A 16718-nucleotide genomic window follows, 5' to 3' on the forward strand; every position below is an offset into this window, starting at 1 on the left:
AGCTGAAAGCAAGGTTTTTTTATTAAACGATTGTTTAAACTTAAATGACATGGGGGTTCTGTATAGTTTGAGCGGAGGAAATTTGCCTAAAAACCATGTTTTGACATGAGTTCTTCCATTGTGCCATCGTCTTTAATTATTTTAAGACCTTCGTTAAACAGGGCTAGCTTTTTTTGATAGTCCTCAGCTTTTTTTGAAAAAACAATATAGAGTTCTTTCACCTCAAGTGCAGGACTCATAAATTCCAGTTCAAGTGAATACCAAGGGTAGCGCGTAGCAATAATATATTGAGCAACATACTTATCAATAAATATAAGTTGTACACGATCTTTATATAGACGTTTGAGATTAACATTGTCACTAATGGATTCTTCTTTTTTTAGGTAGTCAGCATCATCGAATTCTTTAGTATTAATGTAGCCTCGTACTACCCCAAATCTATATTCTTTAAGATCTCTCAATGCTTTGGTGAGGTTGGTGCGCGGATCAATGGAAAATTTTATGTCTCGATCACGGCGTTTATAAAAACCTACAGGCCCCCCAGGGAAAGGATCAGAAAAGACAAACTCTGTTTCTCGTGCCTTGTCATAATATTCAGGAAATAGTCCATCAACATGTCCATGTCGGGCAACGTGTAAAGCCCTGGCCCAAGGAAAAAATAGTACATCCACATTGGCGCCTGAGCGGGCAAAGGCTTCTTTTACGATCTCATAAACATAGCCTTTCTCTGGCATATCCTGTCCAATGTAGGGAGCCCAGTTTAAAGAAGATAAAACAATCGTCGGGCGATCACTGGCATGAGAAAAGCTTATCCACAAAAAAAGAGTAATTAATAGTAACGGTTTTATCATAATGCTTTGGCTGGCTATCAGGTTAACTAAACAGAATAGACGCTATTCGTTGAAACCTGAGTATAATGTATGGGTTAAAATCCATGTTTTAGCAAGATTTCTGCAACCATTCCATTTCGCGTCATGTGTTCAAGTCCCTTATTGAAAGCCTCAACGAACGCTTCATGGTGTTTGGCTTTTTTAGAAAAAGCAATGTGTAGATTTTTGATCTCAAGTGCGGGCTTTATAAATTCAAGTTCTAATGAATACCATGGGTATTTTTTAGCAATAATATATTGAGCTACATATTTGTCGATAAAAATAATGTCCACTTGCTTTTTGAATAAGCGCTTAATATTTAGGTCATCACTAATAGTGTATTGTTTTTTTAGGTAAGTAGCTTCATCAAAAGGTGCGTAGTTGACGTATCCTTCAACGACACCAAATGTTAGGTTTTTTAACGGTTCAATCGCTTTAGCAAAATTTTCTCTGGGATCACTTGCAAAGGTATAATTGTTCTCTGTACGACTATAGAATCCTACAGGACCTCCTGGGATTGGTTTAGAAAAAATGAAGTATTTTTCACGCTTTTTAGAGTAATAGGCGGGGAATACGCCATCAGTATGACCCTTTTTGGCAAGCTCCATAGCCCTATCCCAGGTTAAAAATATAACTTCCAGTGAGTAACCACTGATCTTTAGAGCCTCACTAATAAGCTCGTAGCTGTAACCGCTGTTAGGTAAAGATCGACCTATGTAGGGTTCCCAGTTAAGTGAAGTGAGTACAATTCGATCTTTTCCATGGGTATTCAATGACAGGGAAAGGCTCAAAGCATACCATAGCCCTATAAATACCTTGCATACGGATTGCATATATCTTATGTGCACATTTAGTGGATTTAAGTATCAAGTCTAGACGATTTCTAGGGGCTACATGAGAATAGGCTAGGAGGGGTTATGAGTTATACCGCAAGAATGACGCTTTTTGTGTTATTGGCCATAAGCATAATGGGAGGAGCTGGTATAGGGTTTTATCATTATTGGCTTGAGCAAGCAAAACCTGTTGAATCTTCGGCAGATACAGTGATTGAGGCAGAAAATGAGAACGTGAAAGTGATCGACGCAGATGAGAGCGATACAGAAGTATCTGCTGTTGTTGAAGGAGATAGTAAAGGTGTAGATAGTGTCACTCCCGTTGACACAAGAGCTGAACATAAACAGGGACTAAGAACGAGTTATAAACATGAAAAAGCGGATGCTATACCTGTTGTACCTGGTGAGGATACAGCGTCAAACAGCTCAATTAGCTACAGTGATGACTCAACACGAATTATTGTTGAGGATGGCGTAGAGTTGGAAGGGCTTGACGTGAAAGCAGAATTACATAATAAAATGATAAAAGATGATGAAGTTATTCAAATGAAGCCTTAGCGTTAGGGATTTCCATGTCACGTTTATTAAACACATTTGAACTGAATGCTTGCTTAAAAGATACAAATACCCGAGTAATAGACTGTCGCTTTTCCTTGGCTGATCCTGACTATGGGTTAAATGCTTATCAAAAGAGCCATATTCCTGGGGCTGTTTATCTTGATTTGGATAAGGACTTGTCCGCAAAAGTGGTTCCAGGTTTAACTGGCCGTCATCCTTTACCTCATCCACAAGAATTTGCAGAAAAACTTGGAAAGTTGGGTATTAGTGATCAGCATACTATTGTTATTTATGATGATGCAGATGGGGCTAAAGCCGCAAGGCTGTGGTGGATGTTACTTTGGTTAGGTAAATCTGAAGGTGTGTATCTTTTAGATGGGGGGTACCAGGCTTGGGTTAATGATGGTTTACCATGTACATCAGTGTTACCAGAGAATCCTTTAACTCACTTTGATTTTGTGTGTAACGATTCGTTAAAGGTTGAAGCCAATGAGGTTCTTAGTAGTCTGTCTGCTGAACAGGTGATAGTACTTGATGCAAGGGCTTATAGCCGCTTTGCTGGAGAAGAAGAACCCATTGATTCAGTGGCAGGCCATATTCCTGGAGCTGTTTGTTGTCCATATACTGAAAATCTTGATCAGAATACAAAGTTTAAGTTTCCTAGTGAGCTTCTGGAGCGCTTTCGGCATTTAGGAGTGAATGAGGTCACAAATTGTATTTGTTATTGTGGCTCTGGCGTCACTGCATGCCATAATATTTTTTCTATGCAGCTTGCCGGCTTGCCAATGCCAAAACTTTATGTGGGATCCTGGAGTGAGTGGATAACGAGTCCTCAGCGTCCTGTTAGTAAACTGGATGCAATGATTTCTGATTAAAATTGGGTAGTGGTTTGGAAAACATAGCCGTGGCAATATGTTACTATCTTTTACACATTGATTAGTTGTTGTTAGTAGTACTCAAGTAAATAGTTCTACTTTTAGCTTAAGCTACTGTTAATTAAAGGTTTTCGGGGTTTTGGTCTGATACTTGCCTAAATTAAAGTAGTAGAATGAGTTTCAGGTAACTAACGGACACTTAACAAGAAACGGATTATGAAAACACACAACAGTAAAGACTCTCAAGATCATAGCCCACAGGCTTCTAGTGGCGATTGGCAACAGCTTGCTAGTCGTCGTCGATTATTAAAAGCTTCAGCGGCTGCAGCACCGTTACTACTTACTTTACGAAGTGGGGCTGCTTTGGCTGCCAGTAGTGCAACATGTCAGGCTAAATTGGCCAACACTGCAAGCCAGGCTGAAACTATTGTACGACCTGGGTATGACATTGAAGACGTTAAGTGGCTTCGTGCTGAGGCGGTTAAAATAACCGTTATACACAATCCTGGTAAGTCAGATCAATCAGCTGACTCTGGTCAGCAAGTTTACTATGTGGTGAAAAGCGAGTATTACCAAGAACAGGCTGGTGGTTTGATAAAAGTATCTGATCAGTTAAAGGTACAAAAGCAGCTTGATAAGTGGGAAGAAAAAGCGGCGAAAGGCAATGTCACCATATTACGTGAAAATGTTAGAGTCTTAGTATTTTATGATGATCAGTCAAAAGAGCTGATGGTTGAACGTACTGCGGGGGCTTCACCTGTGACAGAGTCTTGTTGGGTTTCTTTGTACAATAATCCAGTTGAAAATATTGGCTAATCCATTGTGAGTGTAACGTACTGGCTTGTGTGTGAAGCGTTCTAGTGCTAGCCAGGGATGCTGGCAAACAATCTCTTCTGAGTATCTTCATTGGGCAAGATGGGAATCAGAAACCGTTGTTTTCAACGAGCTTACAGCTGAAACCCATCTACTTAATGATTTAACCTTGGCAATATTATTAATCCTCTCTGAATCTCCTCTTAGTTGCTCAATGCTTTTATCACAGTTGTATTCAGAGTATCAGCTTGATTCAGATACTTTGAGCAATGTGCAGCTTTCACATCTATTAAACGAACTTGATGAGCTTGGTCTCATAGAGTCTGTCTGCGTATGAGATTTTCTGACTTATCCCCACCTACCATTCACCATTACCTGAAAACTCAAGGTGTTGTTTATCAATGTGGACCATTCAATATTCAATTAAAAGCGAATATTCCCTTTTTGGCTGAACAACTACATGTTTTATTCGCACATTACTCATTTGTTAATCGCGACGTATTAATAGATTTTCGAGTAGAACTGGCACGGCCTAACTCTCATCGTTATTGGTGGAGGCCACAGGTGCTATTTAAGACCGCAGATGGAGATCCTGGGATGGCTCCTTTTCCTCTGGATCATGCATTACCAATGTTGGAATGGGGGACAAATTGGTGTGTGGCTTCACAAAGTCACTACTACTTGATGCTGCATTCTGCAGTTGTTGAGTATCAGGGTAAAGGTGTGCTGTTGCCAGCCTGGCCTGGTTCAGGAAAAAGTACTCTTTGTGCTGCTTTTGCTATGCGGGGGTGGCGAATGTTATCGGATGAGTTTGGCTTAATTGACTTGGAAACAGGTTTAATTCAGCCATTTCCTAAGCTTATCCCTCTAAAAAATCAATCTATTGATGTCATACGGAGCTTTGCTCCTGATGCTGTGGTTGGTCCACTATTTACCAAAACGCGTAAAGGAGATGTTGCTCACTTTCGCCCGCCGCTAACGAGTATTGCTCAAAGTGAAAGACAAGCAAAACCTAGGCTTGTTATTTTTCCTCAATACCAGCCTGAAACACGATTTAAACTAACAGAGGTGACTAAAGCCCAGGCTCTGTTACGTTTAGCTAATAATGCATTCAATTATCAAATTGTGGGTAAGAAAGGCTTTCATGCGGTTAAATCATTAATTGATCAGTCTAAATGTTATGAGCTGTATTTTAATGACTTGGATACGGTGATTGAAAAACTTCAACAGCTCATTAAATCACTCCCGCCTGAAGAGTAAATGTTATGTACTCATGTCAATCAGCGACACTTTCAAATTTGATTCGCTCATTGAATGATATTCATTATGTAGTGAGCTTAAAAAGTGTTGAGTTAGATGGCTGGCTACAATTGGCAAAACAGTCTGGATTATTGGCCACACTTGGCTATCGCTTGCAAGATGCGGGGTTGCTATCTACTTTACCTGAAAAGGCAAGGAGAACTATTCTTGGAGTCATGCATTTTTCAGGCTATTTGAGCCAAATGGCACAGTGGGAAGTAAACCGGCTTCAACGTACACTTAAAAACGTCAATGACTTTGTGTTGCTTAAAGGTGCTGCATATATTGCTCAGGAAATCCCTGGCTTAAGAGGACGATATCTATCGGATGTTGATATTTTAGTACCTGAAGAACAATTAAATTATGTGGAGCAATGTCTATTACAAGCAGGCTGGGAAAGTCACAAACCACCCTCTGGCTATGACGATTATTACTATCGTCAATGGATGCATGAAATTCCACCACTGAGGCACCGTTTTCGTAGTGTGGATGTTGATTTACACCACCGAATTTTACCTCGTACCAGCAGACTAAACCCTGATCCTGACTTATTATTGTCTGCAGCCCAACCCAGCAATATACCTGGAATAAAAGTATTGTCTGCTGAAGACCAGTTTTTACATAGCTGTGTTCATCTGTTTTATGACTCTGAGCTAAAAAATAGATTACGTGACTTAGTTGATTTGGATGTTTTGTATCGGTACTTTACGAATAAATATGCTGGTTTTGACCAAAAGCTATTAACCAGAGCCAATGAAATTGGGGTACAGAGACCATTTTACTACAGTCTTATTTATACACGATCTATTTTAAAAACGCCTATTCCTGATGATTTATTACAGTCTGTTCAACAATTTAAACCTAATTTACTCGTAAACTGTTTAATGAGTAAGTGGCTGCCTTTAGCGCTTTTACCTGTTGATAGTGGTCCAAGATTACATAGGATGAACCGTCTATTGGCTATTTGGGGACTGTATATTAGATCACATTGGCTCCGGATGCCGCCTTTGTTATTAATGAAGCACTTATTCACTAAAGCCTGGATGCGTTTGGGTAGGAAAGTGTAAATATTGCTAAGACTAGCAAGTAGCCTGCTATTATTGCTTATATAGTTTTTATTATGAAAACAGTCGTATTGATGTTGATACCAACATCAATAATGAGTAGTTATTGAGCAACCCAATGGCAGAGTCAATTTTAATTGTTGAAGATAGTCCTATTGTTTTAAAAATTATGCGGCACTTATTGGAAAAACATCAGATTTTTTCTCCAGTATTTGTCGCAACATATGGTGAAGCTGAGATTTTTTTAGAAAGCCAGGAGCATCCATTTTTTGCTGCTGTGGTTGATTTAAACTTACCTGATGCTCCTCATGGAGAAATAGTCGACTTAGTTTTGTCTTATCAAATTCCTTGTATTGTTTTATCCGGTTCTTATGATGATCAGCGTCGTATTCAATTACAAGAAAAAGGTATTGTTGATTATATAGTCAAAGAAAGTCGGGTTTCTTATGAGTTTGTTATTAAACTTCTTGAGCGATTAGTTAAAAATCAACATGTAAAGATTTTAGTCGCGGATGACTCAAAGTCTTCGCGATCATTTTGTAAAAAAACATTGCATTTGCATCTCTATCAAGTGTTGGAGGCTGAGACAGGTTTACAAGCTTTAAATATGTTACATGAACAGCCCGATATAAAAATGCTTATTGTTGATTATAATATGCCAGAAATGGATGGTTATGAATTGGTCAAAACCATTCGACATAAAGATAATAACAAATCACTTTGTATTATTGGGGTATCAGGTATGGAGAGTGGCTCCTTATCTGCCCGTTTTATTAAGATGGGAGCAAACGACTTTTTAAAGAAGCCTTTTTATCAAGAAGAGCTACATTGTCGAGTGATGCATAATATTGAAGAAATGGAGTTGATTGCAAAAATTCAGGATACAGCGAATCGTGATTACTTAACAGGTTTATTTAACCGCCGATACTTTGTTGCTAAAGCTGAGGAATATTTACAGACAGCTTTACAAGAGAATCGGCATTTATCATTTGCATTGCTGGATATTGATTTTTTTAAAGGAATTAATGATCGTTATGGACATGATGTTGGTGACCAGGTTTTAAAAAAAATGGGAACGATGTTAGCTGAAAAATTTAGACGTTTTCTTGTTGCCCGGTTAGGAGGAGAAGAATTTTGTATTTTAATGCCTGGCCTGGACATTGAACATAGCGCACAGTTACTATCTGGGTTTAAAAACTATATTAGTGAGCAATCCATAGAAATTGAAGATGAAACACTGAGTTTCACTATAAGTATAGGGGTTACAGAAAAACTTAAGCCAACATTATTGGACATGATGACAGAAGCTGATCGGTTGCTTTATCGTGCAAAAGAAGCAGGTCGTAACCTGGTAATTACCAGTGATGCCTATATTGATGCTGATGACGAATCAGCTGATTAACTACTAATCGTTTAAGGTAAACCAGCACTAAATTAATAATGGATAAAAGAAGTTTATAAATATCTCCCAGTTACATTTTATCAAAATGTGTAGTTATTAATAACCTGATTACAGCATAGGATATGGCTTTATTTTTTAGATTGTCTATTTCAAGCAGTAGCCTGCTTTTCCCTGCAAGCTATAAAAAAAACAGCACCTGATAAGCAAAGTGTGAGCTTTATGTTTCCACAGAAACGGTATGGATACCTAACCAATTACCATTTTCGGTTCTGCCGAATAGATACTGTTGAATGATAGGGAGACCAAACTCAAATATCCGCACCGTGTTTGATTCGAGCATCCATAGCTGTTTAGCTAAAGCTCGCATTTTGGTTATTTCATCTTGATTTAGAGCCCCATTGTCTGTGTAGATACGACCTACAAATTGGTTCCAGACTCGGTACTGGTCTCGATAGAATTTTAAAGGTTTCTTGTTAGCTAGTTTTTCACCATCAAACTCAAAAAATGAGCGGTGTTTTTCCTGTAGTAAATTGGTTTTTCCTATGGGAGTCATTTTTCCATAAATTTTTTCTACAATTTTTCTATAGCTAAAACTGTATGGGGGATCTACTAAAAGTTCTCCATGTGTTGCAACATCCCAGATAAAAACATCGTAAGGCTGTTTGTCTTCGCTATACATCCAAAGGCCTTCAACCAAACTGCTAAACTGGGTTAGAGTAGCTGCATCGGGGTGGTTAACTGAAATTGGGCTTAGCTTATCTCTAATACTCATTTATTCACCTTTGCTTGGTTTCATGCTACATAGTGTTAATTATTACTTAAGTAAAATGGGTTCTACCAAAGACGATGACAGATAATGTTTGATTTTTAATATTCCATAAGTTGTAGATATGAATTTTGGAATTTGATTCAATTATTGACTAATAAAATTAATAAGATAAATGAAACTTACTGGGTTTTATTGAAAGAAATGCGACAGTATTCACGGTTTGGAGTGGCTAGATTATGAGCTAATAATTTGTTGATTCCATGTCTAGGATTTCACACATTTGGGAATGAAGCATTGATGTTTCAGGAGATAAAATTACGGGAGGGTGGATTTTACCATTAAACGTTGAATAGCCATAGAAATTATGAGTGTACTCAATCTTAGTTCCTGAAAATAAGAAAATATTTCCTGGTAAAACTAAACCATAAGTTTCTGAATTTCACTCTTTCATAGCCATAAGTGCGGCACAACCGTAATAATGTCCATGGTCAATGGCTAATAGTAAGTGGTTTAAAACTGCATCTGCTCTGACTCTAGTTTGTTCAGGCACTATTGGTGTTTCATTGCCTTTTTTCTTTAATATATGCTCAGGAATAACTTCATTTTCGAATATTTTATGAAACGGATGAACTTTATTTTTCATGATTATTCTCTATTTTAAAGAAAGTTATTTTTGTTGATTATTTAGAGTGGTGTTAATTATCTTAGGTGAAAAATAATTAAAAAGGGATCGCTGGGCTTGAATGGTTATGTGTGTTTTTTGCTATCTAATAATTCGTGACTTCGAGTAGCTAAGTTGATTTTGAGGATTAATTAATGTTGTTAAAACTGATTTTCTTTTTTAACCCAATAACCATTGTAAATGTATTTATCACCATGCTCATCACCTTGACCTTCCTGGGAAAAGCCAATGCAATCAACTTCTGCATTATTAAGCATGGTTGTAACACTACTGCCATGACTTTGACCGCCAACCCCGTTAGAGTCGAAAGTAAGTGTCATGACTTTATTATCATTTAAAAAACCTGAAACATTGCCAATCACACAGCCGACATCAATGTATTTACCAGTAGTTGAACCATAAGGAATGACTTTACCTGTATTTTGGTCTTTTAAAGGAGGCAGCATTCCGTGTCCATGCGACATTTGCTTGGCCTCCTGGCAGGGGAAGGCGAATATGAATCCGCCCGCAAGGCCTCCATCAAGAATATCGTCAAAATCTAGAGTTGTTGTCCAGCTGCCTGGACCAGCAATCTCTACGTGAACAGTTACACGACTATACCCGAATGCTTTTCTTTAAACTCGTAGGTGACAGGGAGGTCCATTACTCATCTCCTTTTGCTGTAAAAGGCTATCCTTATTTATGCTAAAAATGTTATCTCTAATAAAGGGAAGTATTTGCTAAGTGCTTTAACTAAAAGGGCTAACAACTAGGTTTTATCAAAGTGAATTTTTTAAGACGTAAAAGTGGCTGATTTATAAAGTGCGGTTGAAAATGTATCATCTTTAAAAGTATAAACTGGTTTTGGTAGTTAACCAAAGTAATTAAAAATAAATTGTAGGAGGCACGAGTGAGCAAGTAAATTTGATTTTGTCTAAATCAATTACTGTTTAAATCTCAATGATTAGTGCGTACATGATGTGTACAAATCCAGCCATACATAAATAACCCACCCGTGATAAACCAAACGATACCCGCTGAAATACTAAACATGCTAACCTTATCTGGATAAAGTAGTGATAAGGGGAGGGTGCTAATACCTCGTAATAGGCATAAAGTTGCAATGGAGGCTAAAGCTAGTTTGAGTAGTGGTAATTTTTTCAAAATACCTGCCCCCGATAAAGCAAATACTCCACATGTAATAAATAAAATAGAAATAAAGACTGTCGTGATAGGTGCTATTAATGTGCCATCAATTGCTGATTGTATTACCACTTGTGGTGCCATTTGTGCTGAATAGCAAGATGGTCCAAGGAAAATGCATGACATATGAGCTACTGCAGTACTGATTGTGATAATGGCGGCTATGACTAAAGCCCAAACGCCTTTGTTATTCACCTTCAACGCTCCTGAAATTGGCTTGATTGCGAGTGTCGTATAATTATTGTTTAGAGCAACCCCATAGGCCAAGAAGACCAACGGGTATAACTAAAGTCCACTGAGGTAAAGTTATCAGCATTGAAGGGCCAGAGAACAGCAATGCAACAACGATAAAGACCAAACCAAAGCACAACCACATACAGGAGGTCAGTTTTACCATTGGGAGTGATGAGCCTGTGAGCTTACCACGGGCTGAGATATAGAATGCTGCTGCTGATACTACTAAAGTGATAGATACGAGGTGCCAGCAGGAGTAAAGCAATAAGCTAATGTTTTTTGGTAAGTTGGACTGTAACAATGGTTCCTGAATTTCAGGTGTACCTACAAAAATATGTACGGCAGCAGTAAAAGCTGCAAGAATGGCGGTAATCAATAGCGTTCTATTCATGTCTACAACCTATTGCTCTATGGGTTTGTAAAGAGTACTGCTTGTAGCATCTCTGATGCTTTATAGACTTACATGATTTGTTAAGAAAAAAAAGTTAAGAATTGTAGTATTGAGAAATGCTGAGTTCAGTCTTATAGATTCAGGGAGTATTATTTATACGGTAGAGGAGGGACTCATATTGTCCCTCAATAAGGTAAAAAAGGTTAGACTGCAAAGTTCACTTGGTTATTTCCCCTGATACAGAGAAAGTAAGTCCAACCGATTAAAAGAAGCTGTAAAGGCCCACGAATTAATAAGTAAATTGGCCCCCATTGATGACCGCCGAGTCCAATACTATTTAAGGCAGAGTATATGTTCGCTGGGAAAAACAAAATAAAAACAATCAACGCTGCTTTTGCTGCAACACTCTGGTACTTGGGAATGAAAAGAGTTATAGCAATGAGTATTTCCATTATGCCTGTCAAGTAAATGATATTTAGACGAAATGGAACCCATGTAGGTAACATTTCAACCATGCCTTGTGTTTTGGCAAAATGACCTAAACTGAAGAAAAGAAATGCGATGCTTAGCCCCCAGAATGCATATTTCTTAATATCCAGAGGTTTATTACGTAGCTTTGAGATAATTGCTGCTAATCCTAATGGGCTGCATAATAGTAAAATAGTTATTATTGGTGTAATCATAGATTGTCTTACTGGTTGTTTTATTAAATTAGTTGCTGGCAATATTGAAGGTACGTAGAATCTACCTATGTTTAAATTCAAGTCTTCATTTTAAATTTATGATTATAGCAGTTATTTAACTGATAGTGTCGTATTGTAGCTTTAAGTTACCATACTATAAATTGAAGTACTATATTTGCTTCAAGATTTTAAGAAAGAGGTAAACTGTAATGAGTACAATTAGGTGGGAGAAAATTGTTAATCTATTTGCGACTATTTATAACTGCTTTTATTAAAAAAATGATTCCAGCAATTACCGCTAATAAAATTATAAATTGACCAATATGCTGTCCCATTTGAAAGTAATAAGAGCTTTTTCCCTCTTGAACTTGACTTGACGATTGGATTATTTTGACGTTAGAAGCTAGTTGGAGTAACTCTGTTTTATTAAAACCCTCATCTTCATACTGACTTATTGATAGCATAATGCCTTCTACCGTAATCAAAAAGGTATTTAATCGATAGATTAGCTCTCCATCATGAGTAAGGTAATCGTAAGTTAAGAGAAAACTCGATTTATGTATATTATCTGTCGGTTTATAACTTATGTTATCAAGTTTTGTATTAGTTTTAATAGCACCTTCTTTTGCTCCCTCAATAAAATTTTTAACTCTTTTTTCATTTAAATCTCTCATTCGGCTAATAAAATTTAACAAATATACTTTGTTTGACTCCTCTTCAATTAAAAGGTAGTCTTGTTCAGAGCTAGATACTTTGAGTTTGTACCACTTCCAATTTGGGCCAGGGGCTTTTATTGAATACCCAAATTTATGTTCAATCAGGGTGTTATTATTTAATAATGCTTCTTTAACCTCTTCAACCACGTCTTTTAGTTCAGGAGGGATGGCAAATACACGAAGGCTAATAAAGAGCAAGGAAATAATAATTGATCGTTTGTTTATCATGATAACTGCTTACAGCTTGATGGTTAGTTACTATAATAATAGATACCCTATCAACTAATGATAAATGTAAATAAACAGTTTTTAAATGTAATATGAATTTTAGCTGGTGGGTGCTTATTAGTTGATTTGATTAAGGGCTCTATTGGAAGAGCCCTCAGTCATAGGTGTTTCAGAAGATGGGAAAATAAACTTTTGATATTGGAAATTAATTTATCCAGTCTCTGTCTTTGCTAAAATATATAGCCAGATTATGTGTATCACAAAGTTCAGAAGCAGTTTGCAGGCACTCAAAAACTAAGCTTGAGTTAAAGCTTTTCGTACGCGGTGCAGTAAAAGCTATTTCGTTTTTGCTAATCTGAACTTTTAGGCTCCAATACTTTGAGTTCGAGTATAGATATTCACAAAGTGAGTTGTTGTTTTTTATTAGCTCATATTTATACATTGATAGCCGCTCTATAAATTTTACAAGAACGGCTTCGGGGATAGCGGGTGCTTCATCTTTGAATGGTTCAGCCCATGCTTTAACTGTTGCATAGGATTTATCATAAATACGTACGATTTTAACTCTCATGTACTATTCAACTTCTCTCTTACTTCCATCAATATGAGTCCTAGCTTATTTTTTCCGCTACCATCACCACCATCTCCCCAGTATGCATCATTTCCAGTATGTTCAACCAGCATAGCTGATCCTGTGTTGATAAGTAGAGCCTTAAGCTGATTATGCTGTGAGAACTTTTGAAAAACGGCTTCCCTCATCACGTTATCTTTGATGGACTCCCAGTTCTTTTTAAGTTTTCGTTTTCTGTCTCGACCTTTTCGAGCTGCTTCCATTGGTGTTTTTGCAAGTCTGATGTCCTTTTGATCTTTCTCGGAGTCAAACTTCATCGCTTGGAAATAGTGTTCAGATGTTGACCATATTTTACCTTTTATCTTTATTGGGTAAGCGGCAAAGTTTGAAAATTCACCATATTCGTCATTTACACTATAAAACGTTATAACTTCTTTCATATGTTTTTAAATTAACACTGAGTTAAATAACTTACATCTTCCATTAAATTTTAAAGATTTCAAGACATTATTTACTGATGGCTTTAATAATACTATTACGTAGGTAGTATGTTTCACTTTGGGAGTGGGTTGCAGGTAATCTATGTGTTGATGACATGTTTATTAGCGCAGATATAGATCACATAAGAACGGTAGTATATTCAACATTGTTTATGTGATACTGTTCGCTGGTTTCGGGTGAAATGATCGTAAACTCATCCCCATATTTCGTGTCTTCCTAAATGGGGATAACTATGGACAGCATAAATAAACCGGAGTTTTGAACATCAAGACAAAACAACGATACTGCATTGCAACGATTGAAATGGCACCCAAAGGTGCCGGTATTTTGTTATTTAATACGTTAATTAAAAACTGGGTGAAAGTGGCTCACAAGGAACTTTTTGGCAGATCATACTGGTCGCTGTTCGTTTTCCAGACTCTTCTGACCATCGAGGAAAGGGGTAGTACTCTATTTCGCTAAGTGCATTTTCACGGTATGGCAGTTTCTCAACATCTTTTGGTGCTGATGTTTTCAGATCATTCTCTGTTGGTAACATTGTGAGTAATGCTTTTGCCGCGACTTCTGGATCACGATAACTTTTTACTATCCCCTTCTTCATCTTGACTTCAACAACTTCATCTCCTTCTTTCTGAAAAGGATTCACTATTACTACCTTCTTTTTTTGATGAAGCAAAGTATCAATCTCAATTTTGGTCCATGAGCCATACCATGCAAACACCATTGCTGCATCAGCAACACCTACCAACGCAGGCGTATCGTCACCCCACATCTTGCCAAAAATATCTTTCGCATCTACAAAATTATGGCTATCTTTAGCGCCTGCTTCTGGTAACACGACTAAGGTATAAGTTTCTAAATCCTTCGCCCGTTCATATCCAATACGTGTATAACCATAGACATCATCAAGGGCACCTTTATAACCTCCTGTGATAAATGCCACTTCCCGACTAAGGTACACTGTATCCATTGCCATCGACGCTGTTTTAATCGCGTCGCGCACATCTTTCGGGCTGCCAATACGCGCTTTGCCTAATATTGCCACTACAGGAATTCCTTCTGCATGGAGTGAATCTGCCAAAGCACTTGAATTGGGGGCAGCTTTCTTATGATTAAGCTCAACAAAGGCAGAAGGCTGCCCCATCAATTCTAAAGAATCGAATTTTCTTAGGAATCCAAAACGAACATAATCATCATCCGTTTCACGTAAAATTTGTACCTGGTCTGCGTCCAAAGCGAACTTTAATGTTTGATTCTCTTTGGATATTAAGTTCTCTAGGGCTTTCTTTTTTGAAAGTTCTCCAGCCAAATATTTTTTTGCAGTACCCAGCATTTCTTTCTCGACGGACGATAGCTCACTATTAGTTTCTGGTGCATCAATCAGTTGGTTGAATTGATCAATCTCTTCTGAAGTTAAAGTAGAATTAGATAAAGAAAGAGATTGTTGGGGCGTGCGCTCAAGCAAGCCGTGAGGATTTGAACATTTTATATCCTGTACCGTCCCGCTCACCAAAAACATCGCCGAAACAGGTGTATCGACATTTTCGATTCGGTGTGGAGTACAGAGTACTTTGCTTTGATTAGGTGCCGTACTTATTTGCATTGTAAAACGAGAACCGGGCTTTAATGCTTCCAATGAAATACACTGAGATTGGCCTATTGCAAATTGATTTGACCATTTAGATCTCCAATGTTCAGATACAACTTGTATCCGGGCAGCATACTCAGAACCAGGTTGCAGGTATACACAGGCCTTTGAAAAGGCATGAATGGTGGGAGCTAATAGGCTTATAAAGATCGCAGCTGCAAATAACCTTAAACGGAATTTCAGCATCAATTTTCTCCTTAAAAATACTTTCCTTAGTATCCAGTAATCAAAAACAAGTCAGCTCAACAGAAACTAATTATTATATAAAATTAAAAGCTCAATCTGGATTTCCGGGGGCTGGATTAATCCCGACTAAATCATCCAAGAATCCCTTACCACGATGTTTTAAATTATACATAAACTTAAACAATGCTAAATAACAAGGTGATTTTTCTTATGATATACCACAGTGAGGCCGAAGCCATGATTGCAGCAGCGACCAGCAACCTTCTACGGTTTAGGCATGAACTTCATGAAAATCGTCACTATCTTCTTCTCAATCATATTTCTATGACAAACCATTTTATGCTGATAACCCCTGGATGGTAATCTACCATAAATGTTGTATTCATCGGTATAAATTAACAGGAATTTGCAAGTAGATATACATCAATTGAAGTATTTAAGGTTGTGATGAAAATCACCCTGGCAATGAGCGTGTCATGAATTGCTCGAAAAATCATCAGTTATATACAACACTAAAGCCATTTTAATGTACTATTATACAGATAATTTGTGGTTAAACATGCTCTTCATAGCCCAGGGTTTCCTCTCGTTCACCTGTCTATTCCTCATAGGTCTGGGGTTTTGGAATAGGCTGATATTGCTCCTTACTTGGGTAAGGATGAGCATATCAATGTAGTCGGTTTAGATTGACCAGAACAAAAATTATTTAGAAAAAGCCGGGGCAGTTTAGGGAATCGTGAAATGGTGAAGAAATTGCGTAAAGAAGGCTATCAAATGGGGCGCTACCAAGTTCGCAACATCATGCATCGGTTACACCTAAAAGTTACACAACGTCAGGCTTACAGGGTCACAACGAAGCGTAAGCATGCTGATTCAGTGGCCGATAACTGGTTAAACCAGAACTTTAACCCCACTGCAGCCAATCAGGTTTGGGCTGGCGATGTGACTTACTTAAAGACAGGTGAAGGTTGGATGTATTTGGTCGTGGTGATGGATTTATACTCTCTTCGAATTGTTGGCTGGCATATCGATAAGCGGATGACAACCGATTTGGTGTGCAAAGCATTAATGAAAGCCTATAACCTGTGCCAACCGCCTAAAGGCCTTGTATTTCACAGTGATCGTGGCTCACAGTATACCAGCAAGCGATATCGTAAGCTGTTATCGAGCTATAGTATCCGAGCCAGTATGGGCGATGTGGGTGCTTGTTGGGA

The 16718-nt window shown here is 37.8% G+C and carries 19 protein-coding genes and 1 pseudogene; 8 read left to right on the forward strand and 12 right to left on the reverse strand.

All coding sequences use genetic code 11. From position 1 onward, the window contains the following. Positions 1–86 precede the first annotated feature (86 nt). Entirely contained in the window at positions 87–851 is a 765-nt protein-coding gene (locus ACQ96U_RS22590; RefSeq protein WP_431723539.1) for a substrate-binding periplasmic protein, read from the reverse strand. Between the two features lie 74 nt (positions 852–925). Continuing rightward, positions 926–1702 carry a substrate-binding periplasmic protein gene (locus ACQ96U_RS22595; protein ID WP_431723540.1) on the reverse strand — a complete coding sequence of 259 codons (777 nt, stop codon included), beginning with the start codon at positions 1700–1702 and terminating at the stop codon, positions 926–928. Between the two features lie 84 nt (positions 1703–1786). Between ACQ96U_RS22595 and ACQ96U_RS22600 the strand changes: the two genes are divergently transcribed. From ACQ96U_RS22600 to ACQ96U_RS22630, 7 genes are all read left to right on the forward strand, one after another. Then, positions 1787–2260: a hypothetical protein gene (locus tag ACQ96U_RS22600; protein WP_431723541.1), complete on the forward strand. Its 474-nt coding sequence runs from the start codon at positions 1787–1789 to the stop codon at positions 2258–2260. A 14-nt stretch (positions 2261–2274) separates the two neighbouring features. Beyond that, positions 2275–3135, forward strand: a complete 861-nt coding sequence (locus ACQ96U_RS22605; RefSeq protein WP_431723542.1) for a sulfurtransferase — start codon at positions 2275–2277, stop codon at positions 3133–3135. A gap of 216 nt (positions 3136–3351) precedes the next feature. Then, complete coding sequence (locus ACQ96U_RS22610; RefSeq protein WP_431723543.1) at positions 3352–3951, forward strand: hypothetical protein; 600 nt, start codon at positions 3352–3354, stop codon at positions 3949–3951. A 31-nt stretch (positions 3952–3982) separates the two neighbouring features. Continuing rightward, a complete protein-coding gene (locus ACQ96U_RS22615) occupies positions 3983–4285 on the forward strand; it encodes an HPr-rel-A system PqqD family peptide chaperone (RefSeq protein WP_431723544.1) in 303 nt (100 codons plus the stop codon). Beyond that, positions 4282–5208 carry an HprK-related kinase A gene (locus ACQ96U_RS22620; protein WP_431723545.1) on the forward strand — a complete coding sequence of 309 codons (927 nt, stop codon included), beginning with the start codon at positions 4282–4284 and terminating at the stop codon, positions 5206–5208. The genes ACQ96U_RS22615 and ACQ96U_RS22620 overlap by 4 nt, the downstream gene beginning before the upstream one ends. A 5-nt stretch (positions 5209–5213) precedes the next feature. Beyond that, the gene (locus ACQ96U_RS22625) at positions 5214–6314 is read left to right on the forward strand and encodes a nucleotidyltransferase domain-containing protein (protein WP_431723546.1); all 1101 of its coding nucleotides are present in this window, start codon (positions 5214–5216) and stop codon (positions 6312–6314) included. A 115-nt stretch (positions 6315–6429) separates the two neighbouring features. Continuing rightward, positions 6430–7713, forward strand: coding sequence for a GGDEF domain-containing response regulator (locus ACQ96U_RS22630; RefSeq protein ID WP_431723547.1), 1284 nt, complete (start codon positions 6430–6432; stop codon positions 7711–7713). A 217-nt stretch (positions 7714–7930) separates the two neighbouring features. Here the strand turns inward: ACQ96U_RS22630 and ACQ96U_RS22635 are convergent, their stop codons facing one another. The 10 genes from ACQ96U_RS22635 to ACQ96U_RS22680 form a co-directional block, all read right to left on the reverse strand. Beyond that, the gene (locus ACQ96U_RS22635) at positions 7931–8485 is read right to left on the reverse strand and encodes a nuclease A inhibitor family protein (protein WP_431723548.1); all 555 of its coding nucleotides are present in this window, start codon (positions 8483–8485) and stop codon (positions 7931–7933) included. 436 nt (positions 8486–8921) lie between these two features. After that, positions 8922–9125 carry a hypothetical protein gene (locus ACQ96U_RS22640; RefSeq protein WP_431723549.1) on the reverse strand — a complete coding sequence of 68 codons (204 nt, stop codon included), beginning with the start codon at positions 9123–9125 and terminating at the stop codon, positions 8922–8924. A gap of 179 nt (positions 9126–9304) precedes the next feature. Then, positions 9305–9628 (reverse strand): hypothetical protein, encoded by a 324-nt coding sequence (locus ACQ96U_RS22645; RefSeq protein WP_431723550.1) that lies wholly within the window; start codon positions 9626–9628, stop codon positions 9305–9307. A 472-nt stretch (positions 9629–10100) separates the two neighbouring features. Beyond that, entirely contained in the window at positions 10101–10541 is a 441-nt protein-coding gene (locus ACQ96U_RS22650) for a hypothetical protein (protein ID WP_431723551.1), read from the reverse strand. 43 nt (positions 10542–10584) lie between these two features. Further along, complete coding sequence (locus ACQ96U_RS22655) at positions 10585–10971, reverse strand: hypothetical protein (RefSeq protein WP_431723552.1); 387 nt, start codon at positions 10969–10971, stop codon at positions 10585–10587. Between the two features lie 203 nt (positions 10972–11174). Continuing rightward, positions 11175–11654 carry a DoxX family protein gene (locus tag ACQ96U_RS22660; RefSeq protein ID WP_431723553.1) on the reverse strand — a complete coding sequence of 160 codons (480 nt, stop codon included), beginning with the start codon at positions 11652–11654 and terminating at the stop codon, positions 11175–11177. 242 nt (positions 11655–11896) lie between these two features. Beyond that, complete coding sequence (locus ACQ96U_RS22665) at positions 11897–12598, reverse strand: hypothetical protein (RefSeq protein WP_431723554.1); 702 nt, start codon at positions 12596–12598, stop codon at positions 11897–11899. 205 nt (positions 12599–12803) lie between these two features. Beyond that, positions 12804–13169: a hypothetical protein gene (locus ACQ96U_RS22670; protein ID WP_431723555.1), complete on the reverse strand. Its 366-nt coding sequence runs from the start codon at positions 13167–13169 to the stop codon at positions 12804–12806. Then, a complete protein-coding gene (locus tag ACQ96U_RS22675) occupies positions 13166–13609 on the reverse strand; it encodes an NADAR family protein (RefSeq protein WP_431723556.1) in 444 nt (147 codons plus the stop codon). Before ACQ96U_RS22675 ends, ACQ96U_RS22670 begins: the two co-directional genes overlap by 4 nt. Positions 13610–14016: 407 nt before the next feature. Beyond that, positions 14017–15504, reverse strand: coding sequence for a hypothetical protein (locus tag ACQ96U_RS22680; protein WP_431723557.1), 1488 nt, complete (start codon positions 15502–15504; stop codon positions 14017–14019). 696 nt (positions 15505–16200) lie between these two features. Here ACQ96U_RS22680 and ACQ96U_RS22685 point away from each other — a divergent pair. Beyond that, positions 16201–16718, forward strand: a pseudogene (locus ACQ96U_RS22685) (IS3 family transposase); the annotation flags it as partial.

Source organism: Zooshikella sp. RANM57 (genome assembly GCF_050749885.1).
Classification (GTDB): Bacteria; Pseudomonadota; Gammaproteobacteria; order Pseudomonadales; family Zooshikellaceae; genus Zooshikella.

Coding starts and splice junctions, on each gene's coding strand:
- ACQ96U_RS22590 (WP_431723539.1), bottom strand. CDS start 851: ATGATAAAACCGTTACTATTAATTACTCTTTTTTTGTGGATAAGCTTT.
- ACQ96U_RS22595 (WP_431723540.1), bottom strand. CDS start 1,702: ATGCAATCCGTATGCAAGGTATTTATAGGGCTATGGTATGCTTTGAGC.
- ACQ96U_RS22600 (WP_431723541.1), top strand. CDS start 1,787: ATGAGTTATACCGCAAGAATGACGCTTTTTGTGTTATTGGCCATAAGC.
- ACQ96U_RS22605 (WP_431723542.1), top strand. CDS start 2,275: ATGTCACGTTTATTAAACACATTTGAACTGAATGCTTGCTTAAAAGAT.
- ACQ96U_RS22610 (WP_431723543.1), top strand. CDS start 3,352: ATGAAAACACACAACAGTAAAGACTCTCAAGATCATAGCCCACAGGCT.
- ACQ96U_RS22620 (WP_431723545.1), top strand. CDS start 4,282: ATGAGATTTTCTGACTTATCCCCACCTACCATTCACCATTACCTGAAA.
- ACQ96U_RS22625 (WP_431723546.1), top strand. CDS start 5,214: ATGTACTCATGTCAATCAGCGACACTTTCAAATTTGATTCGCTCATTG.
- ACQ96U_RS22630 (WP_431723547.1), top strand. CDS start 6,430: ATGGCAGAGTCAATTTTAATTGTTGAAGATAGTCCTATTGTTTTAAAA.
- ACQ96U_RS22635 (WP_431723548.1), bottom strand. CDS start 8,485: ATGAGTATTAGAGATAAGCTAAGCCCAATTTCAGTTAACCACCCCGAT.
- ACQ96U_RS22640 (WP_431723549.1), bottom strand. CDS start 9,125: ATGAAAAATAAAGTTCATCCGTTTCATAAAATATTCGAAAATGAAGTT.
- ACQ96U_RS22645 (WP_431723550.1), bottom strand. CDS start 9,628: ATGTCGCATGGACACGGAATGCTGCCTCCTTTAAAAGACCAAAATACA.
- ACQ96U_RS22655 (WP_431723552.1), bottom strand. CDS start 10,971: ATGAATAGAACGCTATTGATTACCGCCATTCTTGCAGCTTTTACTGCT.
- ACQ96U_RS22660 (WP_431723553.1), bottom strand. CDS start 11,654: ATGATTACACCAATAATAACTATTTTACTATTATGCAGCCCATTAGGA.
- ACQ96U_RS22665 (WP_431723554.1), bottom strand. CDS start 12,598: ATGATAAACAAACGATCAATTATTATTTCCTTGCTCTTTATTAGCCTT.
- ACQ96U_RS22670 (WP_431723555.1), bottom strand. CDS start 13,169: ATGAGAGTTAAAATCGTACGTATTTATGATAAATCCTATGCAACAGTT.
- ACQ96U_RS22675 (WP_431723556.1), bottom strand. CDS start 13,609: ATGAAAGAAGTTATAACGTTTTATAGTGTAAATGACGAATATGGTGAA.
- ACQ96U_RS22680 (WP_431723557.1), bottom strand. CDS start 15,504: ATGCTGAAATTCCGTTTAAGGTTATTTGCAGCTGCGATCTTTATAAGC.